The 14,862-nt window shown below is 64.0% G+C and carries 12 protein-coding genes, 1 other RNA gene and 3 pseudogenes; 12 read left to right on the forward strand and 4 right to left on the reverse strand.

Annotated elements, in window-relative coordinates; all coding sequences use genetic code 11:
- Positions 1-2: 2 nt before the first annotated feature.
- From smpB to lipY (EET13_RS07735), 7 genes and pseudogenes are all read left to right on the forward strand, one after another.
- Positions 3-509 (forward strand): SsrA-binding protein SmpB, encoded by a 507-nt coding sequence (gene smpB, locus EET13_RS07705; protein ID WP_122441720.1) that lies wholly within the window; start codon positions 3-5, stop codon positions 507-509.
- A gap of 42 nt (positions 510-551) precedes the next feature.
- On the forward strand, positions 552-1,781 hold the full coding sequence (locus EET13_RS07710; protein WP_168991247.1) for an ATP-binding protein: 1,230 nt from the start codon (positions 552-554) through the stop codon (positions 1,779-1,781).
- Positions 1,781-2,815: a tetratricopeptide repeat protein gene (locus EET13_RS07715; protein WP_122441722.1), complete on the forward strand. Its 1,035-nt coding sequence runs from the start codon at positions 1,781-1,783 to the stop codon at positions 2,813-2,815. Before EET13_RS07710 ends, EET13_RS07715 begins: the two co-directional genes overlap by 1 nt.
- An 18-nt stretch (positions 2,816-2,833) precedes the next feature.
- The gene (locus tag EET13_RS07720) at positions 2,834-3,679 is read left to right on the forward strand and encodes a maleylpyruvate isomerase family mycothiol-dependent enzyme (protein WP_122441723.1); all 846 of its coding nucleotides are present in this window, start codon (positions 2,834-2,836) and stop codon (positions 3,677-3,679) included.
- Between the two features lie 86 nt (positions 3,680-3,765).
- Positions 3,766-4,133, forward strand: a transfer-messenger RNA (tmRNA) gene (ssrA, locus tag EET13_RS07725).
- Between the two features lie 76 nt (positions 4,134-4,209).
- Positions 4,210-4,398 (forward strand): annotated as a pseudogene (locus EET13_RS31265) (hypothetical protein); the annotation flags it as partial.
- Positions 4,399-4,660: 262 nt separating this feature from the next.
- Entirely contained in the window at positions 4,661-5,815 is a 1,155-nt protein-coding gene (gene lipY, locus EET13_RS07735; RefSeq protein ID WP_244603815.1) for a triacylglycerol lipase LipY, read from the forward strand.
- Between the two features lie 140 nt (positions 5,816-5,955).
- On the opposite strand, the gene EET13_RS07740 is transcribed toward lipY (EET13_RS07735), so the two are convergent.
- From EET13_RS07740 to EET13_RS07750, 3 genes are all read right to left on the reverse strand, one after another.
- On the reverse strand, positions 5,956-6,180 hold the full coding sequence (locus EET13_RS07740; protein WP_244603812.1) for a hypothetical protein: 225 nt from the start codon (positions 6,178-6,180) through the stop codon (positions 5,956-5,958).
- Positions 6,181-6,386: 206 nt separating this feature from the next.
- Positions 6,387-8,162, reverse strand: a complete 1,776-nt coding sequence (locus EET13_RS07745) for a serine/threonine-protein kinase (RefSeq protein ID WP_122441725.1) — start codon at positions 8,160-8,162, stop codon at positions 6,387-6,389.
- A gap of 102 nt (positions 8,163-8,264) precedes the next feature.
- Positions 8,265-9,026, reverse strand: coding sequence for an alpha/beta fold hydrolase (locus EET13_RS07750; RefSeq protein WP_122441726.1), 762 nt, complete (start codon positions 9,024-9,026; stop codon positions 8,265-8,267).
- 17 nt (positions 9,027-9,043) lie between these two features.
- On the opposite strand from EET13_RS07750, the gene EET13_RS07755 reads away from it, so the two are divergent.
- From EET13_RS07755 to EET13_RS31270, 5 genes and pseudogenes are all read left to right on the forward strand, one after another.
- Positions 9,044-9,229 (forward strand): hypothetical protein, encoded by a 186-nt coding sequence (locus EET13_RS07755; protein ID WP_122441727.1) that lies wholly within the window; start codon positions 9,044-9,046, stop codon positions 9,227-9,229.
- Positions 9,230-9,840: 611 nt separating this feature from the next.
- Positions 9,841-10,539 (forward strand): MspA family porin, encoded by a 699-nt coding sequence (locus EET13_RS07765; RefSeq protein WP_122441729.1) that lies wholly within the window; start codon positions 9,841-9,843, stop codon positions 10,537-10,539.
- 187 nt (positions 10,540-10,726) lie between these two features.
- Positions 10,727-12,361, forward strand: coding sequence for a triacylglycerol lipase LipY (lipY, locus tag EET13_RS07770; RefSeq protein WP_122441751.1), 1,635 nt, complete (start codon positions 10,727-10,729; stop codon positions 12,359-12,361).
- Positions 12,362-12,480: 119 nt separating this feature from the next.
- Positions 12,481-13,067: pseudogene (locus EET13_RS07775) on the forward strand (spirocyclase AveC family protein).
- Positions 13,068-13,178: 111 nt separating this feature from the next.
- A pseudogene (locus EET13_RS31270) lies at positions 13,179-14,339 on the forward strand (cytochrome P450); the annotation flags it as partial.
- A 51-nt stretch (positions 14,340-14,390) separates the two neighbouring features.
- On the opposite strand, the gene EET13_RS31275 reads toward EET13_RS31270, so the two are convergent.
- Positions 14,391-14,795 carry a hypothetical protein gene (locus EET13_RS31275; RefSeq protein ID WP_244603816.1) on the reverse strand — a complete coding sequence of 135 codons (405 nt, stop codon included), beginning with the start codon at positions 14,793-14,795 and terminating at the stop codon, positions 14,391-14,393.
- Between the last annotated feature and the right edge of the window lie 67 nt (positions 14,796-14,862).

The raw sequence follows: 14,862 nt of genomic DNA on the forward strand, positions 1-14,862 counted from the left end.
CAATGGCCGGGCAGTCCAAACAGGCCAAGGCGACGGGCAAGAAGGTCGGTCGAAAGATCATTGCCACCAATCGCAAGGCCCGGCACAACTATTCGATCATCGAGGTCTTCGAGGCCGGCATGGCGCTGCTGGGGACCGAGGTGAAGAGCCTGCGCGAGGGGCACGCGTCGTTGGTCGATGCATTCGCGACCATCGACGACGGCGAAATCTGGTTGCGCAACCTACACATTCCGGAGTACCAGCACGGCAGCTGGACCAACCACGAACCGCGACGCAACCGCAAGCTGTTGTTGCACCGGCGTCAGATCGACACCCTGATCGGAAAGCTGCGTGAAGGCAACTTCGCGCTGGTGCCCTTGTCGCTGTATTTCACCGACGGCAAGGTCAAGGTCGAGCTCGCGCTGGCCCGCGGCAAACACGCCCACGACAAACGTCAGGACATGGCTCGCCGCGATGCCCAGCGCGAGGTGGTCCGGGAGCTGGGCCGCCGCGCCAAGGGCATGGGCTGACTGGCGTGCAGCTGCAACCTGCGGTACTTACGGGGGATGGCCGTGACTGAAGACCCATTGATCCGGGAATTGTCCGCGGCGGTGGAGCGTAGCTCCGAAGTCGTCGAGCTACGTCTACATCTGGCTACCTTGTTAGCGGACAGGGGCCGCTACGCCGAAGCCTTGGGACACTGCAGCGCGGCGTTGAGCCAAGACCCCGGCAACGCGGGCGCGCTGAGCTTGGTGCAGCGGTGCAGTGCCGCGCTGGCAGCACCGGTGCAGCCGCTCCCTGCTGAGCAGCAAGCGCCGGCCGATGCCGAATTCGACTGGTCCATCGCTGAAAAAGAAGTCGCCGATATCATCGAGCCCGCGTTCGTTGATGCGTGCCTCGATACTCTCGACGAGAGCGATTTCGACGTACTGCAGTGCAGCCAGGTGCGGCTGGCCGACGTCGCGGGCATGACCGACGTCAAACAGCAACTGGAACTTTCGCTACTGGGACCGCTGCGCAATCCCGATCTGATGAAGGCATACCAGGTGTCCGCCCGCGGCGGGCTGTTGCTGTACGGGCCCCCCGGATGCGGGAAAACCTATATCGCCAAGGCGGTTTCGGGCGAACTGGGCGCCAGTTTCTATCAAATAGGAATCGCCGACGTGCTGCACCGCTATCTGGGGGATAGCGAGCGGAGTATCCGCTCGATGTTCGACAATGCCCGGCGCAACGCGCCTTGCGTGCTGTTTTTCGACGAAGTGGATGCGCTGGGGCACCGTCGTTCCGCGCTGAGCGGCGGCTCGGGCATGCGGACCGTCGTCAATTCCCTTCTGGAAGAACTCGACTCGGCCACGTCCACCAACGAGGGTGTCTATGTGCTCGGCGCCACCAATGCGCCCTGGGATGTCGACACGGCGTTGCGCCGGCCCGGGCGTTTCGACCGGATGATTTTCGTGGGGTTACCTGATGCTGAGGCCAGGGCGGGGATAGTCCGGTTTCACTTGAAAGATCGGCCGATCGCCGGGATCGACCCCGCCGCGATTGCAGGACGCACCGAAGGGTTTTCGGGTGCTGATCTGGCGCATGTTTGCGACAGCGCCACGCAATTGGCGATGGCCGACTCCATGCGCAGTGGGCAGGTTCGTCCGGTGATGATGGCCGATGTGCACGCGGCCATGGCGCAGATCCGGCCCAGCGCCGGACCTTGGTTCGAAACCGCGCGTAACGTCGTCGAATTCGCCAACAATGACGGCACCTACGATGAGCTGGCAAAGTACTTGCGGCGCAGGAAGATTCGGTGATGTCTGACATGGACACCGACCACGTGGCCGAAGCTGTCCATATCGCCAGCGTCTACGCTGACACGCGAAATTATGAGCGGGCTCGGGATGTCCTGCGACGTGCGCTGGCAACAGATCCACATGATTCAAGGCTGCTGGTGCGCCACGCGCAAGCCGAACATGCGCTGGGCAACTATGCGGGCGCGGCGTGGAGTGCCTATGGCGCTCTGGCCGTTGCGCCAGAGAACGAATTCGCCATGCGGCTCTATGCGTCATCGCTGGATGCGCTTGGCCGCAGCTGGGACGCTTTATGCGTGGCGTGGCGGGCCGTGCTCACGCATCCCAATGAACCACTGGTTCACCTGGCTTACGCGCGGCTGCTGCAGCAGTCGTGGCAATTGCCCAACGCCCTGTATGCGGCAGACCAGGCGGTGCGGCTTGCTCCCCATGATGCCGACGCTCACGTGCTGCGCGGCTCCATCCTGCACGACTTGCGCCGCATCCCCGAATCCACCGAGTCGTATCGGGCTGCGTTGGCGCTGGACCCTGGCAATTGCGAAGCCCTGAACAACCTGGCCGTCAACGGAGTTCATCGTCGAAGGTTTGGGCACGCTCTGCGGGGATTCCTGGCTGCCGCGGGCGGCAACCCGGAGATGGGAAACCTAGCCCGCCGGAATATTGCCGCGGTGCTGGAGAGGGTGTTCCAAGTGGTGACGGTCGCCGCCGGAGTCCTCGGATTCGTCGCTGCCTTCGTGGTAGGGATGCATAGTGAAGGCAAGTCGACGGCGCCGCTGCGCCTGCTTGCCGGGTTGCTCACTGCGGCGCTGATCGTCGTGTTTGTCTGGGTTCTCCGGTCTGTCCCGCGTCAGGTATTGAGTTCGGTATTGCGACAGCACCGCCTCGTGTCCCTCCGCGTTCTTCATGCACTACTGGCAGTACTTGTCGGGGCGTGGGCCACCATCTTTGCCTGGCCGGTGGGGATCGTCCCGGTTTGCGGCTTGCTGGTGTTCAGCGGTCTCATCTTGTTTCGGGTCGGCCTCCGCTTGTTCAGCTGACCGGCCTACGATCCGTCCATGGCCGATCGCCCTCTCACCCAACTCGACAAGTCCGACGTCCTGGCGGGATTGTTCGCCGTATGGGACTCCCTCGATGCGCTGCTGGGCGGACTGAGCGACGCGGAATGGCAGGCGGCGAGCCCGCTACCCGGTTGGGACGTCAAGGCGGTGGTGTCGCACATCATCGGTACCGAGTCCTTCCTTCTCGGCATCGGCGCACCGGAGGCCGACATCGACGTCTCCACACTCGAGCACGTTCGCAATCCCATCGGAGTGATGAACGAGAGCTGGGTGATTTATCTCCGCGGAGAGTCGGGCACCAGTCTGCTCGAGCGGTTCCGCGAGGTGACCGCCAAACGCCGCAAGGCATTGGAGAGCATGCCGGAGGCCGACTGGAACGCGGCGACCACGACGCCGGCAGGTCCCGACACCTACGGGCGTTTCATGCGGATCCGCACCTTCGACTGCTGGATGCACGAACAGGACATCCGCCAGGTCCTGCAGCGGCCGTCCTCCGACGACGAGCTGGGTGGTCAGGCTGGCGAACTGTCTCTCGACGAAATGTCCACCAGCATGGGATTCGTCGTAGGCAAGCTGGCCAAAGCCCCTGATGGTTCTCGGGTGTTGTTCGAGCTGACCGGCCCCCTCGCCCGCACCATCCGGGTCAGCGTCGATGGCCGGGCGCAAGTGGTCGAGGACTTCGGCGGACACCAACCGACCGCGACCATCCGGCTGGATGGACTGCAGTTCACCAGGCTCGCCGGCGGTCGTCCGATGAGCTCTGCCCGCAGCCAGGATGTGGGACTCGGTGGCGACGAGGATCTCGCCGGGCAGATCGTGAAGCGTCTGAATTTCGTGATCTGATCGGGAAGATAATCCCGTTGCCGGTTGTTGGTAGACGCGTACCATTGATTGTCTTGCCGGATGCCGGCAAGGGTGCTCGAAGACATGGGGCTGAACGGTTTCGACTTCGCGCATCGAATCAAGGGAAGCGTGCCGGTGCAGGCAAGAGACCACCGTAAGCGTCGTTGCAACCAAATAAGCGCCGATTCACATCAGCGCGACTACGCTCTCGCTGCCTAAGCGACGGCTAGTCTGTCAGACCGGGACCGCCCTCGACCCGGACCCTGGCATCAGCTAGAGGGATCAACCGATGAGTTCGGTCGCGGGACTCGTCGGGACACCAACAGCGACTGGGATCGTCATCCTGGCTAGTTCGCGTGACCAGGAGATCCGAGCAGAGGCATAGCGAACTGCGCACGGAGAAGCCTTGAGGGAATGCCGTAGGACCCGGGTTCGATTCCCGGCAGCTCCACCGCTTGATGGGCCGGGGGGGCGGCCCATTATCGGGCTACAGCCATTACAGAGACGTCCGTCACACAGTTACGACATGGACGTCCTCGTCTCGAAGCCGCTCAGCGTCGGTGCGAGCCTGCTTGATCCACACTTCCCGTTCGAGCAGCTGCAGTGCCCGCCGGATGACGTCGCTCTTGCGTTCGCCGCTGCGCATTGCGGCCTTGATGATCTCTTCACCTTTTTCAGTGGGCCGGAAGCCGATGGTCGCCGTCATTCGACGCGCGATCGGCACCCCGAGGGCCGTGCTCGTCATCTCCGTGACCCGTTTGAAGCGAACAGCCCGGCGATCGCTACCAGACATCCCACCGCTTCGGGGGTTCTTCCTAGGCGACGTCCACCTGGAAGCCGGTTTCCGGCAAACCGCTACGTGATGACCCGGCCTCGGCATAAGCTCCGGCTACTCGGTGATCGGTATCGGCTGGGCAACTCGACGGGTTGCTCGAAGGGTGGAGCGGCACGGTGTCGTATGTTTTTGCGTTTCCCGAGCTGATGTCCGGAGCGGCCACAGATGTGGCTTCGATTGGTTCGATGGTCGCGACCGCGAACCAGGGCATGGCCGCTGCCACCACTGCGGTAGTGGCCGCAGCCGAGGATGAGGTGTCGGAGGCGATCGCGGCCTTCTTCTCCGCCCACGGCCGGGACTATTTGGCCCTCAGCGCACAGGCGGCGGCTTTCCATGAGCGGTTCGTGCAGGCATTGACCGGCGCTGCCGGGGCGTATGCCACCGCCGAAGCGGCCGGCGCTGCGCCTCTTGCGACCTTTGAGCAGGCGGCGCTCGGCATCCAGCTGGAAATCCAGCAGATTTCGACGACGATTGCCTCCGGATTCAACTCCGGGCTCGCATCTTTGACTTCAATCCCAGGTAATCCACTCCTGATGCTGCTTGCCAGCGACATTCCGCCGCTGTCGTGGGTGTTGGGCAACTCCCCGCCGCCACTGTTGAATTTGCTGCTGGGGCAATCGGTGCAGTACACCACGTATCAGGGGATGAGCGTCGTGCAGATCACGCCGGCCGCTCCAACCGGCGAATACGTGGTTGCCCTGCACGGTGGCGCGTACATTCTCCCGGCCTCGTTGTTCCACTGGATCAACTACTCGGTGACTGCCTACCAGACCGGCGCGACCTTCGAAGTGCCGATTTACCCGTTGCTCCAGCAAGGTGGCACCGCTGCCACGGTCGTACCCCAAACAGCCGGGTTCATCTCGTCGCAGATCGCGCAACACGGAGCCCAGAATGTCAGCGTGGTCGGTGACTCCGCGGGCGGCAACCTCGCATTGGGGGCCGTCCAATACTTGGTCAGCCAATCCAAACCGGTACCTTCGTCGATGGTGTTGTTGTCTCCGTGGCTGGATGTGGGGACTGGGGGACTCGGCGCGGCGTGGGCAGGCAATCTACCTGCGCACAACTATCTGGTGAGCCCGTTGTATGGGTCACTTGACGGTCTTCCGCCGACGTATGTCTACTCCGGCTCGCTGGATCCACTTGCACAACAAGCGGCCGTCCTTCAGCAAGCAGCGTTAGCCCAAGGTGCCCCGATGAGCTTCTCCTTGGAACCCGGCGGAATTCACGACTGGATTCTGCTGACTCCGGGCGGGTTGTTGTACTGGCCGCAGATCAACCAGCAACTCGGGATCGTGGCCTGAGCGCAGGGTGCTGAACCGGCCGCCGTGGACACGCCGTCAGGACTGACGCGCGACGATCGCGGGGAGAGGCCGATAGCGGTTCTCCCCATCTGAATTGAGCGACGAATTGTGCGCTACGGCCGGTCCGGTGCGCTGGTGCGCTAGCCATCGCTCGCGCGGGCTGTGATCGCGTCCTGACAGATGTAAACGTCGAATGCACCGGGCGCGGCGATGACAGCGTTGCCGTACGCAGCGCGGACCAACGGCTTGGTCCACCACTTTTCGCCGCGCATGTCGTCGAAAAAGTCACCGTCGCCGCCGTTGAGCATGATCTGGTGCGGTGTCGGCGACACCTCGTCGAGGCGTTGGCCGAACAGGCGAGTCACCTGTAACCGGAATCGCAGTCGGCGTCGCCGCGGCGGCGACTCCGCCGAACTCGAATACACAGTCCGGTGTCGCACCGACCACCGCCGACAGCAACATCACCACGGCGGCAACGGCCACGCCTGCCAGTACAACTGCAGCACCCCGAACGGGTGAGGGTTTGTCATAACACCAGTTCTGCCCGCTCGGGTCTTACGGGGGAAAAACTCTACCCAGCCGCCCGCAGGGTGATCTCGGAAATTGACGTCCGGCTCTCGCCATTGGTGGTGCCCAAGGTGGAGATCCACACCAGCACATTGGAAGTCTTGGCCCGGTCATGCACCGGGATAACGTTGTGCCCCGGTTGCAGCGGCGTGTTCGGGGTCAGCGCGGTGGTGTCGGCCAATTTGGTGGGGGTCTGGCTGGGCGACGAGCGGATCTGCACCTGGGTTCCCGTGCTGGACACGTCGATCGTCACGGCGCTCAGCGCGGTCGGCTGGGACAGGTGCAGCAACAGCCCCATTCCCTCGATGAACTTCGGAAAGGGGACCGCGTCCCGATAGGTGACGGTGGACCACGCCGTGTTCGGGTTGCCGTCGATGGCCAAGTCGGCCTGCCGCGGATTGTCGGGGGCGCCGTCGGGTGAAAAAACGGTTGCGCTGACCGGCTTGACTATTGGTCCAGGTCGGGTCTGGCCGCCGAAATCGTCTCTGAAGTACACAACCGCCGCCGCGGCCAGCACGATGACACCGACGACGGCGACGAGCGCAGCGATCCACAGTTTCCTGCGTTTCGGCGGTTTGTCTCGCGGCGGTTTGGCCGGCATCTCTGGCCGGCGTCGTCTCGGACGAGCTCCTGCAGACAAGTTGACGATCTTGTCGGCGTCGAGGGTCTGGCCGTCCCACAGACCGGTGATCTCGACCTCGTCCCCATCCGCGAGCTGACCCGCTACGAGGTCGGTTTGTATCTCGACGGGAAGCGGATCCCGCCCGTTGCCCAGCGGCTCATACGGGACTACGTGAAACGACAAGATCCCGACCTGAGATTGAGCTCCGGCCGCGCTTTGCGTGACGGCGCGTGCGGTGCCATGAACAACCAGACGCTCGAGGCGCTGGGTGGCCGGGCGTGCGCCCGAACGGAGGTCCTCGGCGGAAGCAGCGTCGGGGCGGGGGCCTTGCTGGGTGAGGGCCAGGGCGAACTCGGTACACGTGGGGTATCGCTCGTTGGGGTCTTTGGCCAGTGCCCTCGCGAGCACGGCGTCGAGGTGCGCGAGCTCGGGTCGGCGCGCCGAGATCCGCGGTGGCGGCGTATTCAGATGGTTGCTGACGACGACGGCGCGATTCGAGTCCTGAAAAGGTGGGGCTCCGGTTAGCAGATAGAACGTCGTCGCGGCCAGCGCGTATTGATCCGCCCGGCCATCAAGCGGTTTGCCCAGCAGCTGCTCGGGGGCCACATAGCTGATGGTTCCGATGGCGACGTTAACGTCGGTGAGGTTGCTGACGTCGTCGATTCTGCGAGCGATGCCGAAATCGGTCAGCAGCACCCTGCGCCGGTGGCCATCGGGCGCGGTCACCAGGATGTTCTCCGGCTTGACGTCGCGATGGAGCAGCCGGCGATCATGACCGAAGTCCAGCGCGTCGGCCACCGCCGTCACGATTTCGGCGACGTCTTGCTCCGGCATGCCGTCGGGGTAGCGCTCCCGGATCAGCCGGCCCGCGTCGGTGCCATCTACGTACTCCATCGAGATCCACAGCCGGCCGTTGAACTCGCCACGATCGAGAACGCCGACGATATGGGGGTGCCAGAGCGTCGCGGCCAATTCGGCTTCGCGCTTGAATCGCGCCTGAAACTCCTGGTCTGCCGTGGCGACCAAGGACAACACCTTCAGCGCGTCGTAACGCGGCAGACGGGGATGCTGGGCGAGGTAGACCTCACCCATCCCACCGGTGCCGAGCAGACGCTGAATCACGTAGCCAGCGAATACCTCGCCGTTGTCGAACGGCATGCCCGAAAGCCTACAAACCGGCGCGGCCGGGTCGCGAATCCCGCCGATGAGGTGCAGGGTTGGGCCACCTGGCCGCCGCGTCGACGGTGACCTCCGAAGCGGTCACAGCTCATCCAGAAATTCGCGCACCGCGACGTTGAACGCTTCGGGCTGGTCCATGTTCGCCGCGTGCCGCGCGTTCTCGATGACAACTTTGCGGGCCGTGGGGATCTTGCGCGCCATGTAGTCGGCCCCGGCCAGGTAATCGGTGTCCTGGGCGCCGACGATCACCAGGGTGGGCACCAGGATGCTGTCGAGCGACGTGATCACGCGGGCGTCCTTTTGCGCCATCACGCCTCGGGCGGCGCGCGGCAGACCCTCGGGATGCTCATGTACCGCCTGTGTGAGTTCCGGCGAGACGCCGGCGGGCGCGTCGCCCCGCTCGAGTTGCTGCGCGCGTCGTTCCACCCACGCGTTCCACTTGGCTCGGGCCTCGCCGCTGCGGTAGCCCGGCCCGGTATCGACCAGCACCAGCGCGGCCACCCGCTGCGGATGGACGAGGTGGAAGGCCAGGGACAGGTAGCCGCCCAACGACATCCCGGCGAGCACGGCCCGGTCAGCCCCCGCCGCGTCGAGGATGGCCGCCATGTCGGCGACGCTGAGCTGCTCGCTGTAGGCATCCATGTCGTCGGGTGCGTCGCTGCTGCCGTGGCCCCGCTGGTCCCAGACGATCACCGGCCGGTCAACGCTCAAGGCGTCGACGTTGGGAGCCCACATGCCCGCGGTAGCGCCGAAACCGTGCGTGAGCAAAACCGGCACGCCCCGCGCCAGCGGATTGTGCACTCGGAAAGCCAGCGTGACCCCGTCGCGCCGCAGGCGGTTCACGGCGCCGCCTCGGACCGGTGCTGCTGATCGTGGCGGGCACCGAGTCGACAGGTCAGCTGCTGCAATGGGTACTCCTTCGTCATACCGGCAGCGTCGCAAGCGTTTTCCAAGCCGAGGTGGTCGAGTTCTGCGGCCTCGGCCGCGCCGATCCCGCCACGGCGGCTTGCTGCTGGATGGTGACCAATTGGGCTTACACGGCCTGAAAAATGAGGCGTAAACAGATTATTCAGGTTCGCGGCTGCAGCGCGGCCACATCGCGTGAGAGCGCGCCCAATCAGCGAAAGATCCGGGCTAAAAGCCGTTCTTCTGGCACTTGACATTTCGATTCTGGCAGATCATTCCGATACGACCCCAGTCATCTGTGGGGGCAGTGCTGCTGGGGCGCAACAGGCGCGGATCCTGCGCGAATATCGGCGTGAAGAGCAAATCGTCGATTATCTGAGGCGTCGTATCGTCGTCCGGGTCTGCGCGAGCAACGCCACTGCCGCCTACCAGGCTCGCCAACCCTAGCCCGCCGCTGGCCACAACGATGGCCAACGTGGCACGAGCGAACCTTTGCAGGGTCATTGATCGCCCCTTCTACCATCCGCCACGAATTGCTGGCTATCTATCAAGCGTACTCGCCCTAGCGCCCTTATGAGCTTTCGACGACAATGCAATACCGGGCATGCTCGGCCATGAGCATTGAACTGCAACGGTCTTCCCAGACTGTCCTGTCTGTATCGCAAACCGGCTACAAAGGCGCAACGACTCTGACTTTCGTCAATCAGCAAAGCCGTAAAATAACCGGGCGGTGCCTAGCGTATCGGCTGTGATGCCGATTTCCGCGGTAGTTCGCCGTGCTGCGGTTCTGGCTTTGTGCCTCGTCGTATCAGCGACCGCGCCATCGGCGGGTGCCCAACCCGACGCCGAACCTCCTCCTGGTGCAGCCCCGCCGTCCGACGGGTCGGTACCCCCCGGCACGCCGGTGAGGGTGAACACCCCTGACGGCTGGGTGCTAGCTCTCGGCGGCAAGGACGAGAAACATGTCCCGGTGGCGCCGCTGACCACCGCGCTGTCATCTCGTGAATACCTCTCCAGCGGAATATTCGGCGCGTCGCTGACCGGGCCGGAACCCCCTCGAGGCGTCTTCGAGGTCGGCTACGAGATCGGTTGCGGGATCGACCAGAGCACCTCCAACGGCTTTGTCATGGCAAATGGCAGCGGCATCTCTCCCTCGATCGCCGCCGAGTTGCCGCTGGGGCCTGGCCAGCCGCCGATCGTCATACCGCTGGCCAGCGGGCAGTACAACAACGTGGTCAGCGTGGGCCTCAAGCCCGGATTCGTCGTTATCGTGCCGGTGGTCAGGAAGGACTTCAAGGGGCCAAGTCCCTGGATCATGATCAGTGACTTTCATATCAAGATCGACGGGTGCGTCGGCCAGTCGTTCATTCGCTCGTACGCGACCCTGACCCGCGTTACCGATGAATCCGACGTGGTGCTGTCCTACGTCGGCTCCACCAAGGCCGTTTGATCCTGCAGGATTTGGCGCCCTGGCGCTCCTGGCCTCCTAGCCCGCCGGCCATTTGCCGGTTTCCGGACTGACAAAGCGACTGCGACAGAAACTCTTCGGCCAAGACGGCAACGAGGTACGTTCCTGGAATAGGGCTGATCGAGTGGTAATGGAGGGGAGTAAAGGGGGACGGGGAATGAGTTTTTGGATGTGGCCTCCTGAAGTCAACTCGGTGCTGCTGCTGGAGGGACCGGGATCGGGGCCGATGCTCGAGGCGGCGGGGGCTTGGGATGGGATCGGCGCTGAATTGAGTTCGGCGGCCAATGCATTTGGCTCGATCACCTCCGATTTGGGCGGCCAGGCCTGGCAGGGCGCCGCGTCGGCATCGATGACGGCCGCAGCCTCCCGGTATGTGGACTGGCTGGGACGGATTGCGGCTCAAGCCGAACAGTCGGCCGCCCAAGCCCGCGAGGCGGCCATCGCCTATGAAGCCGCGCTGGCCGGCATCGTGCACCCCGAACTGATCAGTGCCAACCGCGGCCAGCTGGTTTCGCTGGTGGTCTCCAACCTGTTCGGCCAGAACGCACCGGCGATCGCGGCCGCCGAGGCTGCATACGAACAGATGTGGGCTCAGGACGTCGTCGCGATGGGCGGATATCACAGCAGCGCCTCGGCGACGGTCGCGCTGCTGGCCCCGTGGGAACAAGCGCTGCAGAATCTGCCTGGGCTACCGGGCGAACTCGCCAAAGCGATCGGGAACGGTTTCGCCTTGGTAGAGCAGGAAATTCAGCAGACTCCCACGGCGCTGGCCACCGCATTCACACGGGTATCTGACACCGTCATCACCGGCATCTTCGGGTCACCGGCTAATCCCCCCTTCCCGGCAACGCAGGCGGGAACTTTCACCGGCACACCATCGCTGGCGACGAGAATCGAAGAAGCCGCGCTGTGGCCGGTAAAGCCCCTGCTGAATTTATCCGGCCTGGAAACTCAGATTTCGGCGACCGGAAGCCCGCTCCTGGCATTGTTTGCCAGCGACATCCCGCCCCTTTCATGGTTTCTCGGGAACTCGCCGCCACCGTTCTTGAATTTGCTGCTGGGGGAGACGGTCCAGTACACGTCATACAACGGGATGAGCGTCGTCCAGATCACACCGGCGCATCCCACCGGCGAATACGTGGTCGCCATTCATGGGGGCGCATTTATCTTCCCTCCCTCGTTCTTGCACTGGATCAATTACTCGGTAATGGCCCAGCAAACCGGCGCCACCGTTCAAGTCCCCATCTACCCATTGCTGCAGCAAGGTGGTACGGCCGGCACGGTGGTACCCACGATGGCCGGTTTCATCTCCACGCAAATCGCTCAGCACCAGGCGTCCAACGTCAGCGTGATCGGCGACTCGGCGGGCGGCAACCTCGCCCTGGCGGCTACCCAGTACCTGGTGGACCACGGAAGTCCCGTGCCGTCGTCGATGGTTCTGGTGTCGCCATGGCTAGACGTAGGAATGACCAATCCGAATATTGCACTGATCCAGGATCCGTTGCTTCCTGTCGGGCCTGCGCAGCAGATCGGCAAGGTATGGGCAGGCAATCTCGACGTGAACGACCCGCTGGTGAGTCCGCTCAACGGCTCGCTGAGTGGTCTGCCGCCGACCTATGTGTACTCGGGCAACCTGGATATCCTGGCGGCCGACGTGTTAGGCCTGCAGCAGGCGGCGGCGAGCCAAGGCGCCCCGATCAGTTTCGTTCTGGCCAACGGCCAGATTCACGACTGGATTCTGCTTACTCCGGACGGTTTCCAATACTGGGCGCAGATCAACCGGCAACTCGGCATCGCGGCCTGACCAAGACGGGCAGTCCGGATGGGGCGTCGCGCCGTGTTTACAAGCGTTCAGGCGGGGAACTCAGTCAGCTGCTTCGGTTCACCGCGACGGGTGTGTACCTGAGCGTTCGCCGCCGTCGCGTGCACCCGTTGCTGCTGCTGTGCATCTCGGCGATCTCCTTCTCGTGGATCGAGGCGCCCTACGACTGGGCGATGTATGCGCAGTTTCCGCCCGCCCTGCCCCGGATGCCGTCGTGGTGGCCGCTGAACATGACCTGGGGCGGGCTGCCCTCCTCCGTGCCGGTCGGCTACATCGGCTACTTCGTGTTGCCCGCCGTGATCGGCGCGCCGCTCGGACGACGGTTGAGCGCGCGGTTCGGATGGCCCGCCGGGAGTAGAAGGCCGCTCACCCTGCTGATCGTCGGGCTCGTCGTCGGCTTCTGCTGGGCCTTCATCTTCAATGCGTTCGTGGGGCCCGGCTCGGCGTCTTCCATTACGGCTACGTGATCCCGGGGTTGGCGATCTTCGAGGGCACCAAGCATCAGTATCCGGTCTATGACGCTCTGGCATTGGGCGTGCAGATGACGGTCTTCACCTACCTGCTCGGCCGCACCGATGCCGAAGGACGAAACGTCATCGAGATGTGGGCCGACAAGCGCTCGGCGAGCCGGTTGCCCTCGGCCGCGCTGTCCGTCGCCGCGGTCGTGCTCATCGGAAACCTGCTCTAGGGGGCGGTTTTCGCGCCGCACCTGGCCACCAAGCTGGGAGGCTGGGTGACTTCGGGGCCGACGGAGCAGCAGTTCCCCGGTGTGGCCAACCAACCCCGGCAGGGCGGATGAGTGGCCACCCAACCGACTGCGGAGCTTTACCACGATCCGTTCGACTTCGACATCGACGACCATCCGTATCCGGTGTGGAAACGGATGCGGGTCTAGGCGGGCTAAGCCCCACTGTATTTCAACGACAAATCTATGCGCTGAGTCACTGCGACGACGTGGCGGCCGCACGACATGATTGGCAGACGTATCGGTCGGGACGGGGCACCACGGCTAACATCCCGTTCAGCGGTATCGAAGTTCCGCCAGGCATCCTGCTGTTCGAGGATCCACCGCTGCGCGATCTGCACCGGCGGCTGTTGTCGCGGGTTTTCACCCCTCGCCGAATGCTGGCCGTCGAAGGGTAGGTACGCGAATTCTGTTGTCGTGCAGTGGATCCGCTTCGTCTCAGCGGGGATCGACTTCGTCGCGGACCTGGGCGCCATCATGCCCATGCGCACGATTGGCTATATGTTGGGCATCCCCGAGGAGGCGCAACAGCTGATCCGTGACCGTAACGACCGCAACCTTGCGCTCGGACCACGACCACAGGGGGTCAGTCCGACGATCTTTGGGAATTCGATGGCGGTGTTCGCCGAGTACATCGAATGGCGGGCGACGCATCCCTTCGACGACTTGATGACCGACCTGCTCAACGCGCAGGTCGACGAACCGGACGGATCCCGACGCCGGCTGCAACGCAACGAAGTTCTGGCCTACACCGCGATGCTCGCCGGCGCCGGCAACGAAACCACCGCCCGGCTGATCGGTTTCATGGGCCAACTGCTCGGCGAACGTCCCGACCAACGTCGCGAACTCTTTTGCGATCCGTCCTTGATCGCCGCCGCGGTCGAGGAGACGTTGCGCCATGAGGCGACATCGCCGGTGCAGACGCGCTACGTGGCTCGCGACGTCAAGCTCTACGGGCATACCGTGACCGAGGGTTCCTCCATGCTGCTGCTCAGCGAGTCGGCGAATCCGGACGAGACGAGGTTCACCGAACCGGATCGCTACGACATCCACCGCAAAGCCGGCCATTTGAGCTTCGGCCAGGGGCTGCATTTCTGCCTCGGCTCAGCACTGGCCCGGGTCGCATTCGAAGAGGTCCTCAAGCGATGGACCGACTGGGAGGTCGACTACGCCAGCTCCCGCAGAGCGCGGACGTCCAGTGCGCGTGGTTGGGCGGCTGCCGGTCAAGGCCGGTTAGGGCCGGGCCCCGTGAGCGGGCTCTGCGGTTCAGCGGTGCCCGGGCGCGTTCGGATTGCAGTCGATGCGATCGGGGATGTAGCAGTCCGGAATGATCCAGTCGCTGAGCGGGTCGTTGGGATTGACCCGCACCGAACCTTTCGGCAGCTCAGGAGCTTTGCCGGGTTCGAGGGTGAAGGTGTTGGAGAAGATGGCCGGCTGATCGCGCGCCAACCGGAGCAGCAACCCGCCCTGACGGACACAGATAAGTCCAACGGCCGGTGGTGTTTTGGACGGGTCCGGCATGGCCTCCGAGCTCGGGTAGACCAGGTTGCACAGGTCCTGGGCGCTGAGGATGTGGTACGGGGGATCGTCGGCCTGGGCTGGCGGGGCGACCAGCAGCCCCGCGCCGAGAACACCAAGTCCGATTGTGGCTGCGGCGAATTCCCGGAACATGTCCACCACCTCGATGGTTATGTGCGACCCAGCGGGAATCATAGCGGCCGCCGGTGCGTGGCGGAAT

It is taken from the genome of Mycobacterium attenuatum (genome assembly GCF_900566085.1).
Taxonomy (GTDB): Bacteria; Actinomycetota; Actinomycetes; order Mycobacteriales; family Mycobacteriaceae; genus Mycobacterium; species Mycobacterium attenuatum.